Source organism: Nonomuraea coxensis DSM 45129, from assembly GCF_019397265.1.
GTDB classification, from domain to species: Bacteria; Actinomycetota; Actinomycetes; order Streptosporangiales; family Streptosporangiaceae; genus Nonomuraea; species Nonomuraea coxensis.
Map to the genome: position 1 here is coordinate 339,012 of NZ_CP068985.1, position 15,262 is coordinate 354,273.

Sequence of the window (15,262 nt, forward strand, 5' to 3'; positions counted from 1 at the left end):
GTGACCGGAATGCCGCTTCCAGCCGAGCTCGCCACGCGGGCCAGGGATCTCATCGCCGGGAGGATCGAGCCGGTGACCCCGCGGGACGCCGCCACGGTGGTGATCCTGCGGGACGGCCCCGGCGGGCCGCAGACCTACCTGCTCAGGCGCAAGGCCACCATGGCCTTCGCGGCCGGCGCGTACGTCTTCCCCGGCGGGTCCGTGGACGTCCGCGACACCGACCAGGCCGTGGCGTGGGCCGGCCCGTCGCCCGCCGAGTGGGGCGCGGCCTTCCGCGCCGACGAGCAGCTCGCCCGGGGCCTGGTGTGCGCGGCCGTGCGCGAGACGTTCGAGGAGTCGGGGGTGCTGCTGGCCGGCCCCGACGCCGCCTCCGTGGTGGCCGACACCACCGGCGACGACTGGGAGGCCGACCGGCTGGCGCTGATCGGCCACGACCTCGCCTTCGCCGACTTCCTGGCGAGGAGAGGGCTGGTGCTCCGCTCCGACCTGCTCAAGCCGTGGGCCCACTGGATCACGCCGGAGATCGAGCGGCGCCGCTTCGACACCCGCTTCTTCGTGGCCGTGCTGCCCGAGGGCCAGCGCACCCGCGACGTGGGCGGCGAGGCCGACAAGGTGGCCTGGACGCGGCCCGCGCAGGCCGTCGAGCGGGCGCGTCAGGGGGAGATCTTCCTCATGCCGCCGACCCACCGCACGCTGAGCGAGCTGTCGGCGTACGGGAGCGTGGCCGAGGTGCTGGCCGCCCCCCGCGACATCGTGACCATCCTGCCGAGGGCCGTGGAGGTCGAGGGCGAGATGCGGCTGGTGACCACGTGAGCGGACTCCACATCCCGCTCGACACCCCCGACGGCACCCGCACCGAGCACGCCGTCAACATCCTCGCCCCCAACCCCGGCGTCATGACGCTCGAAGGCACCAACACGTGGGTGATCGGCGCCGGCGAGGAGACGATCGTCGTCGACCCCGGCCCCGACGACGCCGGGCACCTCGAACGGGTGCGCGCCCACCTCGACGGCCGCCGTGTCACCGAGATCCTGCTGACCCACGGCCACTTCGACCACAGCGGCGGCGCCCGCACCTTCGCCGCGCTGGTGGGCGCCCCCGTACGCGCCCTCGACCCGCGCCACCGGCTCGGCGGCGAGGGGCTCGCCGACGGCGACGTGGTCACGGTCGGCGGCCTGGAGGTGCACGTCCACGGCACGCCGGGGCACTCGTTCGACTCGCTGTGCTTCTGGCTGCCGCAGGACCGCGCGATGCTGACCGGCGACACCGTGCTCGGCCGCGGCACCACGATCATCGCCCGCGACGGCGGCCTCGCCGACTACCTGCGCAGCCTCGACCGGCTGAGGGAGGCGGCCGAGCGCCTGGAGGCGAGGGCGCTGCTGCCGGGGCACGGCCCGGTGCTGGCCGACCCCATCGCGGCGCTCGACGGCTATCTCGCGCACCGGCGCGAGCGGCTGGACCAGATCAGGGCGGCGCGGGCGCAGGGGGCGCGCACCCCGCGTGAGATCGTCCGCGTCGTCTACGCCGGCGTGGACCGTTCGCTCTGGCCCGCCGCCGAGATGTCGGTGCGGGCCCAGCTCGACTATCTGGAGCGGTTGTAGAGGCGGTCGGTGTCGAGGATCACCACGGCCTTGGCCTCGATGCGCAGCCAGCCGCGCTGGGCGAAGTCGGCCAGCGCCTTGTTGACCGTCTCGCGGGAGGCGCCGACGAGCTGGGCCAGCTCCTCCTGGGTGAGGTCGTGGTGGACCCGCAGGCCGTCCTCGGTCTTGGTGCCGAACCGTTCGGCGAGGTCGAGGAGCTGCTTGGCCACCCGGCCGGGCACGTCGGTGAAGACCAGGTCGGCCAGCACGTCGTTGGTGCGGCGCAGCCGTTGCGCGAGCGCGCGCAGCAGGTGCAGGGCCACCTCGGGACGGCCGGTGAGCCAGGGACGCAGGTCGTCGTGACCGAGGCCCGCCAGCCGCACCTCGGTCAGCGCCGTCGCCGTGGCCGTGCGCGGCCGCGGGTCGAACAGCGACAGCTCGCCGAACATCTCGCTCGGCCCCAGCACGCTCAGCAGGTTCTCCCGGCCGTCCGGGGACGTGCGGGAGAGCTTGATCTTGCCTTCGAGCACGACGTAAAGGCGGTCGCCCGTCTCGTTCTCGTGGAAGAGCGTCTGCCCCTTGGAGAGCTGGACCTCGGTGATGCTCGTCCGCAGCGCCGCGGCGCTCTCGCGATCGAGCGCGGCGAACAGGGGGGCCTTGCCCAGCACATCGTCGGTGTTCACTCTGCCTCCTCTGCTGCCATTGTGACTCACCCCACTCAAGGCGGCACACACAGGTTATGGGAATGCCGGAGTGTTCTGGCTCGTCCGGGTGTGTCGAGTCCAGGGGGAAAGTTACCGGAAGCTCCGGTTCAGCAGGCGAGCAGGTCGTCCACGGAGGCCATCGCGCTCGCGACGGAACGGCCGAGAAGAACCCGCAGGACATCGGCGGCGCGCGGGCGCGCCGCCCAGTCGGGACGGCGGCACTGGGCGACCGCGAGACGCAGGGCCGGCGGCAGCGCGTGCGGATCGCCGTCGCGGACGCCGGTCGCCGCGAAGACCATCAGGTCGGCCCAGGCCCGTACGTCGTCGGCCACCGCGCCCTCGTACGCCGCCGCCGACGGCGTCCAGCCGATGAACACCTGACCGTGCGCCCCGAGCGCCACGCTCTCCTCGCTCAGCCGCAGCCCCGCGACGCCGCGCCCGTGCAGCCGCGCCATCGTCGCCGCGCAGGCCAGCGCCAGCCGGTGCAGCGCCGGCCCGCGCAGCGGCCCCGAGACCCGGACGAACTCCGCCACCGTCGCGCCCTGACCGCCCATGGCCCTCCACCCCTCCCGTGCCAGGTCACCCTCCCGTGTCGCCAGGTTGTACGACGCCCCGGCGTCCGGGGTTCAAGCACCGGCGGAACCTTCTACCCTTGCGGTCATGGCGACGAAAGCGGCGGGGCGCAAGCCGGAGACCCAGCTCGCACTCGTGCGGCGGGCGCGCAGGATGAACCGCGTCCTGGCGGAGACCTACCCGGACGCCCACTGCGAGCTCGACTTCCGCAACCCCCTGGAGCTGCTGGTCGCCACCATCCTGTCCGCGCAGTGCACGGACAAGCGGGTCAACATGGTGACCCCCGTCCTCTTCGCGAAATATCCCACGGTCGAGGACTACGCCGCCGCCGACCGGTCGGAGATGGAGGACATCATCCGCTCGACCGGATTCTTCCGCGCCAAGACCAACAGCATCATCGGCATGGCCCAGGCCGTGTGCGAACGCTACGGCGGCGAGGTGCCCGGCAGGCTCAAGGACCTGGTGACCCTGCCGGGCGTCGGCCGCAAGACCGCCAACGTGGTGCTCGGCAACGCCTTCGACGTCCCGGGGCTCACCGTCGACACCCACTTCCAGCGCCTGGTGCGGCGGTTCGGCTGGACCGAGGAGACCGACCCCGTCAAGATCGAGCACGTGGTGGGCGAGCTGCTGCCGCGCCGCGAGTGGACGATCTTCTCGCACCGGGTCATCTGGCACGGCCGGCGCATCTGCCACGCCCGGCGCCCCGCCTGCGGCGTCTGCCCGCTCGCCGCGCTCTGCCCGTCGTACGGCACGGGGCCGACGTCCGAGGCCGAGGCGCGCAAGCTCGTCAGGTCCGGCCCCTTCTCCTGACGGCCTGACGGCCTGACGGCCTGACGGCCTGACGGCCTGACGGCCTGACGGCCTGACGGCCTGACGGCCTGACGGCATGGGGGAAGCAGCAGGAGCCCCGGCGTGTTGGAGGATGCGTGACCCAAGTCCCCCATTGGCTGATCCACCTGGCGGACCAGTCCCAGCGGCTCAGCGTCCCCCGATACCTGCGGCCGCCCGACGGGCGCGGCCGGCTCGCGGCGGTGCTCATGCTGTTCGGCGAGGGCCCGCACGGTCCCGACGTGCTGCTCATCCAGCGCAGCACGCGCGGGCGCAGGCACCCCGGGCAGCCCGCGTTCCCCGGCGGCGGCGTCGACCCCGAGGACGGCGGCCCCGTCGAGGCGGCGCTGCGCGAGGCCGAGGAGGAGACCGGCGCCGACCCGCGCGGGGTGCACGTGCTCGGCACCCTGCCCGAGCTCTACCTGCACCACAGCGACAACCGGGTCACGCCCGTCGTCGCCTGGTGGCGGGAGCCGTCGGCGGTGCACGCGGCCTCACCCGACGAGGTCGACTCGGTCGAGCGGGTGCCGATCGCCGAGCTGGTCGACCCGGCCAACCGGTTCATGCTGCGGCTGCCCACCGGCAACGCGGGGCCGGCGTTCCAGGTGCGGGGCATGCTCGTGTGGGGCTTCACCGCGATGGTGCTCGACCGCACGCTCGGCGCGGGCGGGCTCGACCGGCCGTGGGACACCTCGCGGGTGACGGAGATGCCGCTGGAGGCCCTGGTCCGCGCCGGGCGCGGCGGCTAACGGCCCGACCACAGGGCGACGCCGAGCGAGGCCCATCCGGCCACGTCGGCGTCGCTGTCGGCGGCCAGCGTCCGCAGCGCGGCCAGGCCGGACGGGTCCGGCGGGTCGCCGAGCACGTGCTGCAGCGCGTACGCGGCCCCGTACCGCACCCTGGGGTCCCGGTGCGCGGCCAGCTCGATCACGGACGGCAGCGAGCGCGGGTCCGCGAGGTGCCCGAACGCGATCAGCACCGAATAGAGCACCATGACGTCGTTCTCGCTGGCCGCGAGATAGCGCAGCACCGGCAGAGTACGGTCGGCGAACGGCCGCAGCATCCCCATGATGTCCACCCCGAGCAGCCGCTCGGTGACGGTCTCCGCGGCGCACAGCCGGCGGGCCTCGATGAACGACTCCAGGTCGCCGCGCTGGCGCAGCACGGAGATCACGTGCCAGCGCAGCGGGCCGTCGGGATCGCCGTCACGCAGGGCGGCCTCGATGAGATCGCGAACTGTTCCCTCAGCCTGCGGCATAGCGCCAAGGTAGCCAGGAGGGTGACGCGGTCCTGGCCGAAGACGTGCACGCTTGACCTTATCCCTGGATACCTTTGAAGCGTGCGCGGTGATCTGCTTGACCTCATCCTGATCGGCCTCGTGATCGCCTTCGGCATCTCGGGTTACCGCCAGGGTTTCATCATCGGGGCGATGAGCTTCGTGGGGTTCGTCGGCGGCGCCGTGCTCGGGGTCTTCATCGCGCCCCCCGTCTCCCGGGCCGTGGTCGACGGCGACACGCCGCAGGCGCTGCTGGCCATCGTGATCGTGTTCCTGTCCGCGACGATCGGGCAGTTCGCCTCCTCGACGATCGGCGCGGTCGTGCGCAGCCACGTCACGTGGGAGCCGGCGAAGGTGGCCGACGCGGTCGGCGGCACGTTCGCCAGCGCCCTGTCGGTGCTGGTCATCGCCTGGCTGATCGGGTCGCTGATCGTCTCCACGTCGTTCACGCCGCTGGTCGACCAGGTCAAGAACTCCGCGCTGCTCACCACCGTCGACGACGCGATCCCGCAGACGGCGCGCAACTGGCAGGCGCCGTTCAAGAGGTTCATCGACCGCTCGGAGTTCCCGCCGGTCTTCGACGACATCGGCGCGGGCCAGCTCTTCGACGTGCCGCCGCCCGACCAGAGTGTGCTGCAGGGCAACCGGCTCGCCCGCGCCCGCCGCGCCATCGTCAAGGTGCAGGGCGACGCGCAGAGCTGCAACAAGCACATCGAGGGCACCGGCTTCGTCTACGCCCCCGGCCGCATCATGACCAACGCGCACGTCGTCGCCGGCGTCACCCGCGACCTGGAGATCGTCGACCACGAGAACGTCCGCCACCGGGCCACGGTCGTGCGCTACAACCCGCGCCGCGACATCGCGATCCTCTACGTCCCCGGCCTCGACCTGCCCCAGCTCACCTTCGACGGCGAGGGCGGCCGCGGCGACAACGCGATCATCGCCGGGTTCCCCAAGGGCAAGGGCTTCACCGCCGAGCCCGCCCGCATCGGCGGCAAGCTCGACGCCGAGGGCCCCGACATCTACCGCGACACGACGGTGACCCGCAAGGTCTACCAGATCCGCGGCATCGTGCTCCCCGGCAACTCGGGCGGCCCGCTGCTGACCGTGGACGGCCGCGTGTTCGGCGTGATCTTCGCGGCAGCCGTCAACGAGCAGGAGACCGGCTACGTCCTGACGGCCGACGAGGTCGCCTCCGACGCCTCGCTCGGCCGCACCGACACCTCGCCGGCCAGCACCCAGAAGTGCGACTGACCCGTCAGCGCGGCAGCTTCGCGAGGATCAGGGCGATCGCCTCGCCGGGGTCGCTGTCCTGGCCCAGGCCGGAGGCGGCCTTGCCGACGGCGTCGTACGCGCCGCCGGACGCCTGCACCCTGGCCGCGCCCCGCGCGAACAACGTCAGCGCCCCGCGCCCGTTGCCGCGCTGCAGGTGCGTGAGCCCGACGCAGATCTGCGCCAGCCCCTGCCACAGCTCGCGCTCCTCCTCAGGGGCGCACTTCCACCGGCCCTCGAACACCTCGTGGGCGTGGAACGGCATCCCCTCCGCCAGGAACCGCCGCCCGTCGGCGAGGGCCTGCCCGGCGGTGGGCGCGTAGTCGTCGGGAACCCTCGGCACGCCGGGCGAGCCGTAGGGGAGCGGCCTGCCGTAGGCGTCGCGGGGCCGGGCGTTGCGCGGCCGGCCCTCGGGGTCGCGGTCTCTCATGTCTCAGGCTTTCTCGTCGGGCCCGCTCATCGGTCAGGCCCGCTCATCGGTCGGGTTCGGGGTCGGCCAGCCAGCTGAGCAGCTCGGTGTCGAACGTGCCCGGGATCTCCTCGTGCGGGAAGTGGCCGGCGCCCTCGAACAGCCGCCATCGGTAGGGGGCGGCGACGTACCGGCTCGATCCCTGGGCCGTACGGGGCAGCACGCGCGGGTCGAGCGCCCCGTGCAGGTGCAGGGTGGGCGCCTCGACCTCCGCGCGCATGGCGCGCGCGAAGCGCCGCCCGTCGGGCCGCAGCTGGGAGCGGCCGAACCAGCGGTGGTACTCCAGCGCGCAGTGCGCGACGGCCGGGATGCCGAACGCCTCGCGGTAGACCCGCGCCTCCTCGGCCTCCGGCCAGCCAGGCCCCGCCCAGTCGCGCAGGAACCGGCCGACCAGCGCGCCGTCCTTGCGGGTGAGCCGGTGCTCGGGCAGCAGCGGCACCTGGAAGCCGAGCGCCTGCCTGCTGGCCCTGAGCTGCCCCATCGGGTCGGTGAGCAGCGCGTTGCGCAGCCGCAGCGGGTGAGGGGCGGACACCGCGACCAGCCGGTGCACGCACTTGGGGTCGAGCACGGCCATCGTCCAGGCCAGCAGCCCGCCCCAGTCGTGCCCGACGACGATCGCCCCGGTCTCGCCCAGCGCGCGGATCAGCCCGGCCGCGTCGGCGGCCAGCGTGGGCAGGTCGTAGCCGCGCGGCGGCTTGTCGCTGCCGCCGTAGCCGCGCAGGTCGGCCGCGACCGCCCGGTAGCCCGCCTTCGGCAGCGAGACGAGCTGGTGCCGCCAGGTCCACCAGAACTGCGGGAACCCGTGCAGCAGCAGGACCAGCGGGCCGTCGCCGGCCTCCACGACGTGGAAGCGGGTGCCGCCCGCGTGCACCGCCCGGTGCGTCCAGGGGCCCTCGATCTGGACGACCGACTCGTCAGGTCGCATCTCGGGCCACCGGCTCCCGATCTCGGGCCGCCGGCCGGCCGTCGGGGGCCGTCGCGGGAAGCGTCGCCGCCTCGTCCTCGGGGGTGGCGATCTCCTTGAGGCCCCTGAGCGACGCGGCGGTGCGCTTCATCCCGGCCAGGCCCTTCAGTCGCCGCACCCCGACGAACACCAGCAGACCCGCGACCAGCAGGTAGAACACGGTCACGATGAGGAAGGCCGCCCAGGTGGGCAGCCATTGGGCCAGCACGAAGGCGATCGTGAACGAGGCGAGGATCAGGCACAGGTGCGCCATGAACGCCGCGGCGGCGAACAGGCCGCCCGCCATGCCCACCCGCTTGGCGTCGAACCTGAACTCGGCCTTGGCCAGCTCGATCTCCGAGCGGACCAGGGTCGAGATCTGACTGCTCGCCTGGGCGACCAGGGAGCCCAGGGATTCTTCCTCGGGAGTCTGCGGCATGAACGTCTCCTATCGAGGCCCGGTGGCCGTGTCAATCATCATCCAGCGCAGCGCGACGGTCGCGTACCCGGAGGTGCGGCGGCACCGCCGCGCCAGTTGGGGCCCGTTCGCGCCGCCGAGCACGCCGAGGGACTTCCCAAGGACGAGCCGCGCTATCACTCCCAGAACTACCCGATCGGAGAACATAGCGCCGACGCACGAGGGGCGCACGTCCACGTCCGTGTGACATGCGCCCCTCGGGGGTGGTCGCCGGTAGGTCAGTCGTCCGACTTCGCGGACGGGAGCTTGTCGGCGATCAGGTTCATCACCGTGCTGTCGGCCAGCGTCGTGACGTCGCCGATGCTGCGGTTCTCGGCCACGTCGCGCAGGAGGCGGCGCATGATCTTGCCGGAACGGGTCTTCGGCAGCTCGGGCACCACCAGGATCTGCCGCGGCTTCGCGATCGGGCCGAGCGTCTTGGCCACGTGGTTGCGCAGCTCGGTCGCGATGTCGTCGCTCTCCTCGGCGCCGCCGCGCAGGATCACGAACGACACGATGGCCTGACCCGTCACGGGGTCGGTCGCGCCCACGACCGCCGCCTCGGCCACCTTCGGATGGCTGACCAGCGCGCTCTCCACCTCCGTGGTGGAGATGTTGTGCCCGGAGACCAGCATGACGTCGTCCACCCGGCCGAGCAGCCAGAGGTCGCCGTCCTCGTCCTTCTTGGCGCCGTCGCCGGGGAAGTACATCCCCTCGAAACGGCTCCAGTAGGTGTCGATGTAGCGCTGGTCGTCGCCCCAGATCGTGCGGAGCATGGACGGCCACGGCTCGCGTACGACGAGGAAGCCGCCCCCGCCGTCGGGGACGCTGTTGCCCTGGTCGTCCACCACGTCGGCGGCGATGCCGGGCAGCGGGCGCATCGCGGCGCCCGGCTTGGCGGCGGTGACGCCCGGCAGCGGGCTGATCATGATGGCGCCGGTCTCGGTCTGCCACCACGTGTCGACGACCGGGCAGCGGTCGCCGCCGATGTGCCGGCGGTACCAGACGTACGCCTCCGGGTTGATCGGCTCGCCGACCGAGCCCAGGACCCGCAGGCTGGACATGTCGTACTTGGCGGGGATGTCGTCGCCCCACTTCATGAACGTCCGGATCGCCGTCGGCGCCGTGTACAGGATCGTGATCTTGTACTTCTGCACGATCTCCCAGAACCGGCCGCGGTGCGGCGTGTCCGGAGTGCCCTCGTAGATGACGCTGGTCGCGCCGTTCGCGAGCGGGCCGTAGACGATGTAGGAGTGGCCGGTGACCCAGCCGATGTCGGCCGTGCACCAGTAGATGTCGGTCTCGGGCTTGAGGTCGAAGACCGCGTGGTGCGTCCAGGCCGTCTGCGTCAGATAGCCGCCGGTCGTGTGCAGGATGCCCTTCGGCTTACCCGTGGTGCCGCTCGTGTAGAGGATGTAGAGCGGGTCCTCGGCGTCGTTCGGCAGCGGGGTGTGCTGGTCGCTCTGACGGTCGACCACGTCGTGCCACCACAGGTCCTTCTCGCCGAACGCGACGTCCTCGCCGGTGCGCCGGACCACGAGGACGTTCTCGACCTGCGGGCACGCGGCGACGGCCTCGTCCACCGTCGGCTTGAGCGCGCTCGGCTTGCCCCGGCGGTAGCCGCCGTCCGCCGTGATCACCAGCTTGGCGTCGGCGTCGTCGATGCGGCTCTTCAGCGCCGTCGCGGAGAAACCGCCGAACACCACCGAGTGGACCGCGCCGATGCGGGCGCACGCCAGCATCGCGATCGGCAGCTCGGGGATCATCGGCATGTAGATCGCGACCCGGTCGCCCTTGCCCACGCCCAGCTCGGCCAGCGCGTTGGCCGCCTTGCTGACCTCGGTCTTCAGGTCGTTGTAGGTGAGGACGCGGGTGTCGTCCTCCGGCTCGCCCTCCCAGTAGTAGGCGACCTTGTCGCCCCGGCCCTCCTCCACGTGGCGGTCCACGCAGTTGTAGGCCACGTTGAGCTCCCCGCCGATGAACCACTTGGCGAAGGGGGCGTTCCACTCCAGGGTCCTGTCCCACCGCTTGGCCCAGCTCAGCCGCTCGGCCGCGCGCTCCCAGAAGGCGAGACGGTCGGCGGCGGCCTCGTCGTACGAGGCGGCCGTCACGTTCGCGGCCGCGGCGAGGTCGGCCGGAGGTGCGAACCGGCGGTTCTCCTGCAGCAGATTGGACAGCGCCTGGGTCTCGTTGCCAGGGGTCTCCGGGGCCACCTCGTGCTCCTTCTATGGCCAGGTTGGATAGGTCGTGTCCCACTTCACCAGCTCACGACCCCCGCACACAAGAGGTCTAGACAGGTCTGTACCTCGGGGCGGGGGGCGGGGGGCTGGTTATCGGGTGGGGTTATCTTCGCAATTGAAATGTTGTCATCCTGAAATCCAGAGAATATGGGAGTGGGGGTGGCGGGTTTATGGGCCCCCTGGGGGTGAGGGTTTGGGGGCGTGCAGGAAAGGGGGGAGCGGCGGCGATCCCGGACGCACTGCGTGACCCCGGCCCTTTGCGACTTGGCCCCTCCAACTGCGGCGCCTCGCCCCTACGCCCTCCGCCCTCGACCCCAACCTCGGCCCTCGCCTTCGCCCTCGGCCCTCGCCCTCGCCCTCGGCCCTCGCCCTGGGCCCTCGCCCTGGGCCCTCGCCCTGGGCCCTCGCCCTGGGCCCTCCACTCCCAGTCTCATTCAGCCGCCGAACCCGGCTCGTAGCTGTAGTCGCGAGGCCATGAGCCCGATCGCCAAGCCCCACGCCTTCGCCCCCACGAGACTCCGAGTCCGCCCCGCTCCCCGAACCCCTCCGCCCTGCCTCGCCCTGCCTTGCCCCTGCCTTGCCGCAGGTGGACCGTACCGGCCCGGTAGGGTCAGTGCTCGTGAGTGACCCTTTGGCCGTCATCGCGACCTTCCCCGGCGTCCAGGAGGCCGTGGACGAGGCCCGCCAGTCCGTCGACCGGCTGTACCGCCACCGAGTGCTCCGCCGCGCCAGCCCGGCGGTCTCCACGGAGTCGTCCCTGCGCGGCGCCCGAGCCTCGGCCGCCATCGAGGGCGCGGACTTCCCCCTGGACGCCCTGCGCCGCGACGAGATCCACGACCCGCTGGTCCAGGGCGCCCTGCGCGCGTCCGCGGAGATGGGCAGGCTGGGCCCGACCTGGCGCCGGGCCCCCCGGCAGGTCCTCGCCCGCCTGCACACGGTCGCCGCCGCCGGCCTCGCCCCCGAGGATGCGCTGGGCCGTCCCAGGTCGGAGGACGACGCCCCCGACCCGTTCGGCCTGGGCCCGGCCCCGGACGCCAAGGAAACGGCCGTACGCATGGACGGTCTCATGGACCTCCTCGAACGCCCCACCAAGGCTCCCGCGATCGTGCTGGCGGCCGTGGTGCACGCCGAGCTGGCGGTGTTGAGGCCGTTCGGCGTGGTGGACGGCGTGGTGGCGCGCTCGGCCGAGCGGCTGACCCTGGTCGAGTACGGGCTGGACCCGAAGTCCTTGGTGGCCGTCGAGGTGGGGCATTTCGAGCTGCCGTACGCGGAGGCGCTGCGGTCCTACCTGAGCGGCACTCCGGAGGGCGTCGCCCGATGGGTACAGCACTGTGCCTCCGCGGTAAGCCTCGGAGTCCGCGAGACGACCGCCATCTGTGAGGCCATGCAAAGAGGCTGACCCGTCCGCGCCCGGCGGCCGACCGTAACGTACTCCGCCTGCGAAGGACCTGGTAAGACCGCCTACCGACATAGCTGACGGCGTCTCAATGCTGAGACGCCGTCTGCCAATGCATCACGCCGGGTTACCAAGCGTGCACCTCTATTCGTCGGAGCGGGTCAAGCCCGCCACGACGCGCCTCCCGCGGCTGGTCGCACGTGGGTGCCCGGCTGGATGCACCCGGACCATTGGTCCGTAACACCTTTCTACGACGGATTCGCCCTGATGGGAACCCCTCAGGCCAAGACCTTTACCCGTCCCCTCACCAGCCGCGCCGGCACCCCCGTCCCACCCGTGCCGAAGCCTTCTGCCGCCCGGCGACCAGCCGCGACGATCACTCTCCGTGATCTTCTTTATGTGATCGTTATCAGTTCAGGAAAAAACTTGGCGAAAATGCGAGATTACTGCTCGACGAAACTCGATCGGATCGGGCAGCATACGTTGGTATCGCCCAGGAACTGGAGCGCACTTGCGCGGGATGGCTTTGCAAGTCCCTTGCCAGGCTGCGGTGAAGTGATGAAAGCTTTCTTCTGAAACGGGACCGGCTCTACCCCCCCGGAGCCGGACCGATCAGGCGACCCCCGCTCTCCCCCCCCGGCGGGGGTCGCCCCTTTTTCCCGTCCCAGCCCCGCCTCCGGCCCGGCAGGTACGCCGTCCCGGCCCCCACGGCGTCCCCGTCCTTCACCGGACATCCACACGGACGCCACCTCTTTTACGAGCCGCCAACGCCGAGGGCTGAGGGGTCCACAGGCTCACTGACGCCGGGACACATCATCCACAGCCCCCTGACGCCGGCGCATCTCATCCATCTGTAGGTCCAGCGGCGCCGAGCCGCCTCATCCACAGGCTCGCCCGCTCCGAGCCGCCTCATCCACAGAACCCCGTTCGGCCCTTCGCCGCACCCGCCCTCCGCCTCACCCTGGACCTCCCACCACCCACCACGAACGGGAGGCCCACATGCACCGCCCCTTGGTCATCACCGACGACCCCGCCCTGCTCGACGACCTGGTCCGCATAGCGGCGGCAGCCGGCGCCCAACTCGACGTGGCCCAGCTCCCCGCCCACGCCCGCCCGTACTGGAACCTCGCCCCACTCGTGGCCGTAGGCGCGGACCAGGCGGACGCCGTGGCCGCGACCGCGCCCCCGCCCCGCGACCAGGTCCTCCTCGTCACCCGCACCCCGGACGACCCCGACACCTGGCGAAGATGCGTCGCAGCAGGCGCCCAAGCCGTCGTCACCCTCCCCGGCGACGAACGCGACCTCGTCGACCGCTTCGCCGACGCCATGGAGCCCGAACCTCGCTCAGGCCCGGTGATCTGCGTACTGGGCGGCCGAGGCGGCGTGGGCGCGAGCGTCCTGTCGGCCTGCCTCGCCCTTCACGCCTCCGGCGCCGCCCAACTCCGTACCCTCCTCGTGGACGCTGACCCGCTGGGCGGCGGCATGGACGCGCTGCTGGGCCACGAGGAAGCGCCGGGAGCCCGGTGGGGGGACCTCGTCGCCCGAGAGGGCCGCATCAGCAGCAGCGCCCTCCAGAAGGCCCTGCCCGCGTTCGGGGACCTCGCGATCCTCTCCTTCCAGAGGGGGGAGGCGGCTCCGATCCCCGCGCAGGCCATGCGATCGGTCCTCGACGCGGGTCAGCGAGGCTTCGACCTGGTGGTCGTGGACCTGCCGCGTCACTTCGACCCGGCCGCCGTCGAAGCCCTCACCAGGGCGAAGACCACTCTGCTGGTGGCCGCGGCGGACGTACGCGGCGTCCTCTCCGCGATCCAGGTCCTAGGCGAAGCCGGCAAGCACACGACAGACCTCCGTACGATCCTCCGCCCCGGCATCGTGGACGCCGACACTGCCGTCACCTCCCTCGGCATCCCCTGCGCGGGCACCCTCCCCGACCAGCCTCGCCTCACCGCCACCCTCAACCGTGGCGAACTCCCCAAACTGGGCCCCCGCACCGCCCTCGGCGCTCTCTGCGCCTCCCTCCTCCAAGACCTCCTCCCCACCAGCCCCTGACCAACCCCGAACCCGCTCCGCCATCCACCGAACAGGCAATCCACATGACACGGCCCCACACCCACCCAGACGCGCCCGCCCAGCCCATCAAAACCTCACGCACACCCCCACCCGCCAGAACGCCCCCACCACCGGCCAGAACGCCCCCACCACCGGCCAGAACGCCCCCACCACTGGCCAGAACGCCGCCTCCTGAGCCTTCGCCGCCAACCAAACCCGGCGTAACCCCCACCTGGCCGCCCAAGTTCCCACCCGCAGCGCCTCCACCACCCATTTCCCCTGAACTCGTCGAGGCCGTGCGCGTCCGCCTGGCCCGCACCGGTGCCGAACCCAGTGCCGCCCAGGTCGCCGTAGCCCTGCGAGCCGAGAAGGCGGTCTACGGCGACGCCGAGATCCTCGCCGTCGCCCGCGCCCTCTGCGCGGACCTGATCGGCGCCGGCCCCTTGGAGCCGCTCCTCGCCCGCCCGGACGTCACAGACGTCCTGGTCAACGGCCCCGACGAGGTGTGGCTGGACGACGGCACCGGCCTCAGCCGCACCTCCATCCGCTTCACCGACGACGCCGCCGTACGCCGCCTCGCCCAGCGCCTCGCCGCCGCCGCGGGAAGACGCCTCGACGGCGCCTCCCCGTACGTGGACGCGAGACTGGCGGGCGGCGTACGCCTCCACGCCGTGCTCCCGCCCATAGCCCCTGAAGGCACCTGCCTGTCCCTGCGCCTGCCGCCACGCCGTACGTTCACCCTGCACGACCTCGTCACGGCTGGCACGATCACGCAGCCGGCCGTCGCGATGCTCACGGCGATGGTCTCCGCCAGGCTGGCCTTCCTGGTGACCGGCGGCACGGGCACCGGCAAGACGACCCTGCTCTCAGGGCTGCTCTCCCTGGCCGACCCGGGCGAACGCCTCCTCCTCGTGGAGGACTCGGCCGAGCTTCGCCCCCTTCACCCCCACGTGGTCCGTCTCGAAACCCGTCCGCCGAACCTTGAGGGCGCCGGCGGCGTGGGTCTGCGCGACCTGGTGCGCCAGGCCCTGCGCATGCGTCCCGACCGCCTCGTGGTAGGCGAAGTCAGGGGCGCGGAGGTCGTGGACCTGCTCGCCGCCCTCAACACGGGCCACGAGGGCGGCTGCGGCACCCTTCATGCGAACACCGCGGGCGACGTACCACCTCGGCTGGAAGCTCTGGGCTGCGCCGCCGGACTGAGCCGGGAGGCCGTCCACAGTCAACTGGCTGCCGCCCTGGACGCCGTCATCCACCTGACCCGCGACCGCCACAACGGCCGAAGACGCATTGCCGAGATCTGTCTGCTCACCCGGACATCGACGGGCCTCGTCGAGTCCCTGCCGGCCGTGACCTTCGACCCGTCAGGCAACACCCACCTCGGCCCCGGCTACGAAGCCTTCTCCCACGCCGTACGCTCTCGCCCCTGCCCTCCTGCTCACCACCCACCGAGCACGCAGGGCCCCCCTCACCCTTGA

At 72.1% G+C, this 15,262-nt stretch carries 16 protein-coding genes; 9 read left to right on the forward strand and 7 right to left on the reverse strand.

Going from position 1 to position 15,262, the window contains the following annotated elements:
* The first annotated feature begins 9 nt into the window (after window positions 1-9).
* Both Nocox_RS01625 and Nocox_RS01630 read left to right on the forward strand, forming a co-directional pair.
* Window positions 10-813 carry an NUDIX hydrolase gene (locus Nocox_RS01625; protein WP_020542553.1) on the forward strand — a complete coding sequence of 268 codons (804 nt, stop codon included), beginning with the start codon at window positions 10-12 and terminating at the stop codon, window positions 811-813.
* Window positions 810-1,601 carry an MBL fold metallo-hydrolase gene (locus tag Nocox_RS01630; RefSeq protein ID WP_020542554.1) on the forward strand — a complete coding sequence of 264 codons (792 nt, stop codon included), beginning with the start codon at window positions 810-812 and terminating at the stop codon, window positions 1,599-1,601. The genes Nocox_RS01625 and Nocox_RS01630 overlap by 4 nt, the downstream gene beginning before the upstream one ends.
* On the opposite strand, the gene Nocox_RS01635 is transcribed toward Nocox_RS01630, so the two are convergent.
* A complete protein-coding gene (locus tag Nocox_RS01635; protein ID WP_020542555.1) occupies window positions 1,583-2,263 on the reverse strand; it encodes a Crp/Fnr family transcriptional regulator in 681 nt (226 codons plus the stop codon). The genes Nocox_RS01630 and Nocox_RS01635 overlap by 19 nt on opposite strands.
* A gap of 128 nt (window positions 2,264-2,391) precedes the next feature.
* On the reverse strand, window positions 2,392-2,838 hold the full coding sequence (locus Nocox_RS01640; RefSeq protein WP_020542556.1) for a hypothetical protein: 447 nt from the start codon (window positions 2,836-2,838) through the stop codon (window positions 2,392-2,394).
* A gap of 106 nt (window positions 2,839-2,944) precedes the next feature.
* Here Nocox_RS01640 and nth point away from each other — a divergent pair, with 106 nt between their 5' ends.
* Both nth and Nocox_RS01650 read left to right on the forward strand, forming a co-directional pair.
* Window positions 2,945-3,667, forward strand: coding sequence for an endonuclease III (gene nth, locus Nocox_RS01645; protein WP_219495567.1), 723 nt, complete (start codon window positions 2,945-2,947; stop codon window positions 3,665-3,667).
* 116 nt (window positions 3,668-3,783) lie between these two features.
* A complete protein-coding gene (locus Nocox_RS01650) occupies window positions 3,784-4,434 on the forward strand; it encodes an NUDIX hydrolase (protein WP_020542558.1) in 651 nt (216 codons plus the stop codon).
* Here Nocox_RS01650 and Nocox_RS01655 read toward each other — a convergent pair.
* The gene (locus tag Nocox_RS01655) at window positions 4,431-4,943 is read right to left on the reverse strand and encodes a HEAT repeat domain-containing protein (RefSeq protein WP_020542559.1); all 513 of its coding nucleotides are present in this window, start codon (window positions 4,941-4,943) and stop codon (window positions 4,431-4,433) included. The genes Nocox_RS01650 and Nocox_RS01655 overlap by 4 nt on opposite strands.
* An 81-nt stretch (window positions 4,944-5,024) precedes the next feature.
* Between Nocox_RS01655 and Nocox_RS01660 the strand changes: the two genes are divergently transcribed.
* Entirely contained in the window at window positions 5,025-6,215 is a 1,191-nt protein-coding gene (locus Nocox_RS01660; RefSeq protein ID WP_020542560.1) for a MarP family serine protease, read from the forward strand.
* A gap of 4 nt (window positions 6,216-6,219) precedes the next feature.
* Here Nocox_RS01660 and Nocox_RS01665 read toward each other — a convergent pair whose 3' ends face one another.
* The 4 genes from Nocox_RS01665 to acs all read right to left on the reverse strand — a co-directional run bounded on the left by Nocox_RS01665 (window position 6,220) and on the right by acs (window position 10,315).
* On the reverse strand, window positions 6,220-6,663 hold the full coding sequence (locus tag Nocox_RS01665; protein WP_020542561.1) for a DUF309 domain-containing protein: 444 nt from the start codon (window positions 6,661-6,663) through the stop codon (window positions 6,220-6,222).
* A gap of 43 nt (window positions 6,664-6,706) precedes the next feature.
* A complete protein-coding gene (locus Nocox_RS01670; protein ID WP_020542562.1) occupies window positions 6,707-7,627 on the reverse strand; it encodes an alpha/beta fold hydrolase in 921 nt (306 codons plus the stop codon).
* A complete protein-coding gene (locus tag Nocox_RS01675) occupies window positions 7,617-8,084 on the reverse strand; it encodes a phage holin family protein (RefSeq protein ID WP_020542563.1) in 468 nt (155 codons plus the stop codon). The genes Nocox_RS01670 and Nocox_RS01675 overlap by 11 nt, the downstream gene beginning before the upstream one ends.
* 257 nt (window positions 8,085-8,341) lie before the next feature.
* Window positions 8,342-10,315 (reverse strand): acetate--CoA ligase, encoded by a 1,974-nt coding sequence (acs, locus tag Nocox_RS01680; RefSeq protein WP_020542565.1) that lies wholly within the window; start codon window positions 10,313-10,315, stop codon window positions 8,342-8,344.
* Between the two features lie 646 nt (window positions 10,316-10,961).
* Between acs and Nocox_RS01685 the strand changes: the two genes are divergently transcribed.
* From Nocox_RS01685 to Nocox_RS01700, 4 genes are all read left to right on the forward strand, one after another.
* The gene (locus Nocox_RS01685) at window positions 10,962-11,741 is read left to right on the forward strand and encodes a Fic family protein (protein WP_026214211.1); all 780 of its coding nucleotides are present in this window, start codon (window positions 10,962-10,964) and stop codon (window positions 11,739-11,741) included.
* A 213-nt stretch (window positions 11,742-11,954) separates the two neighbouring features.
* Window positions 11,955-12,314: a hypothetical protein gene (locus Nocox_RS01690; RefSeq protein ID WP_157382965.1), complete on the forward strand. Its 360-nt coding sequence runs from the start codon at window positions 11,955-11,957 to the stop codon at window positions 12,312-12,314.
* Window positions 12,315-12,737: 423 nt separating this feature from the next.
* Complete coding sequence (gene ssd / locus Nocox_RS01695; protein WP_020542567.1) at window positions 12,738-13,787, forward strand: septum site-determining protein Ssd; 1,050 nt, start codon at window positions 12,738-12,740, stop codon at window positions 13,785-13,787.
* Between the two features lie 296 nt (window positions 13,788-14,083).
* Window positions 14,084-15,262: a TadA family conjugal transfer-associated ATPase gene (locus tag Nocox_RS01700; protein WP_020542569.1), complete on the forward strand. Its 1,179-nt coding sequence runs from the start codon at window positions 14,084-14,086 to the stop codon at window positions 15,260-15,262.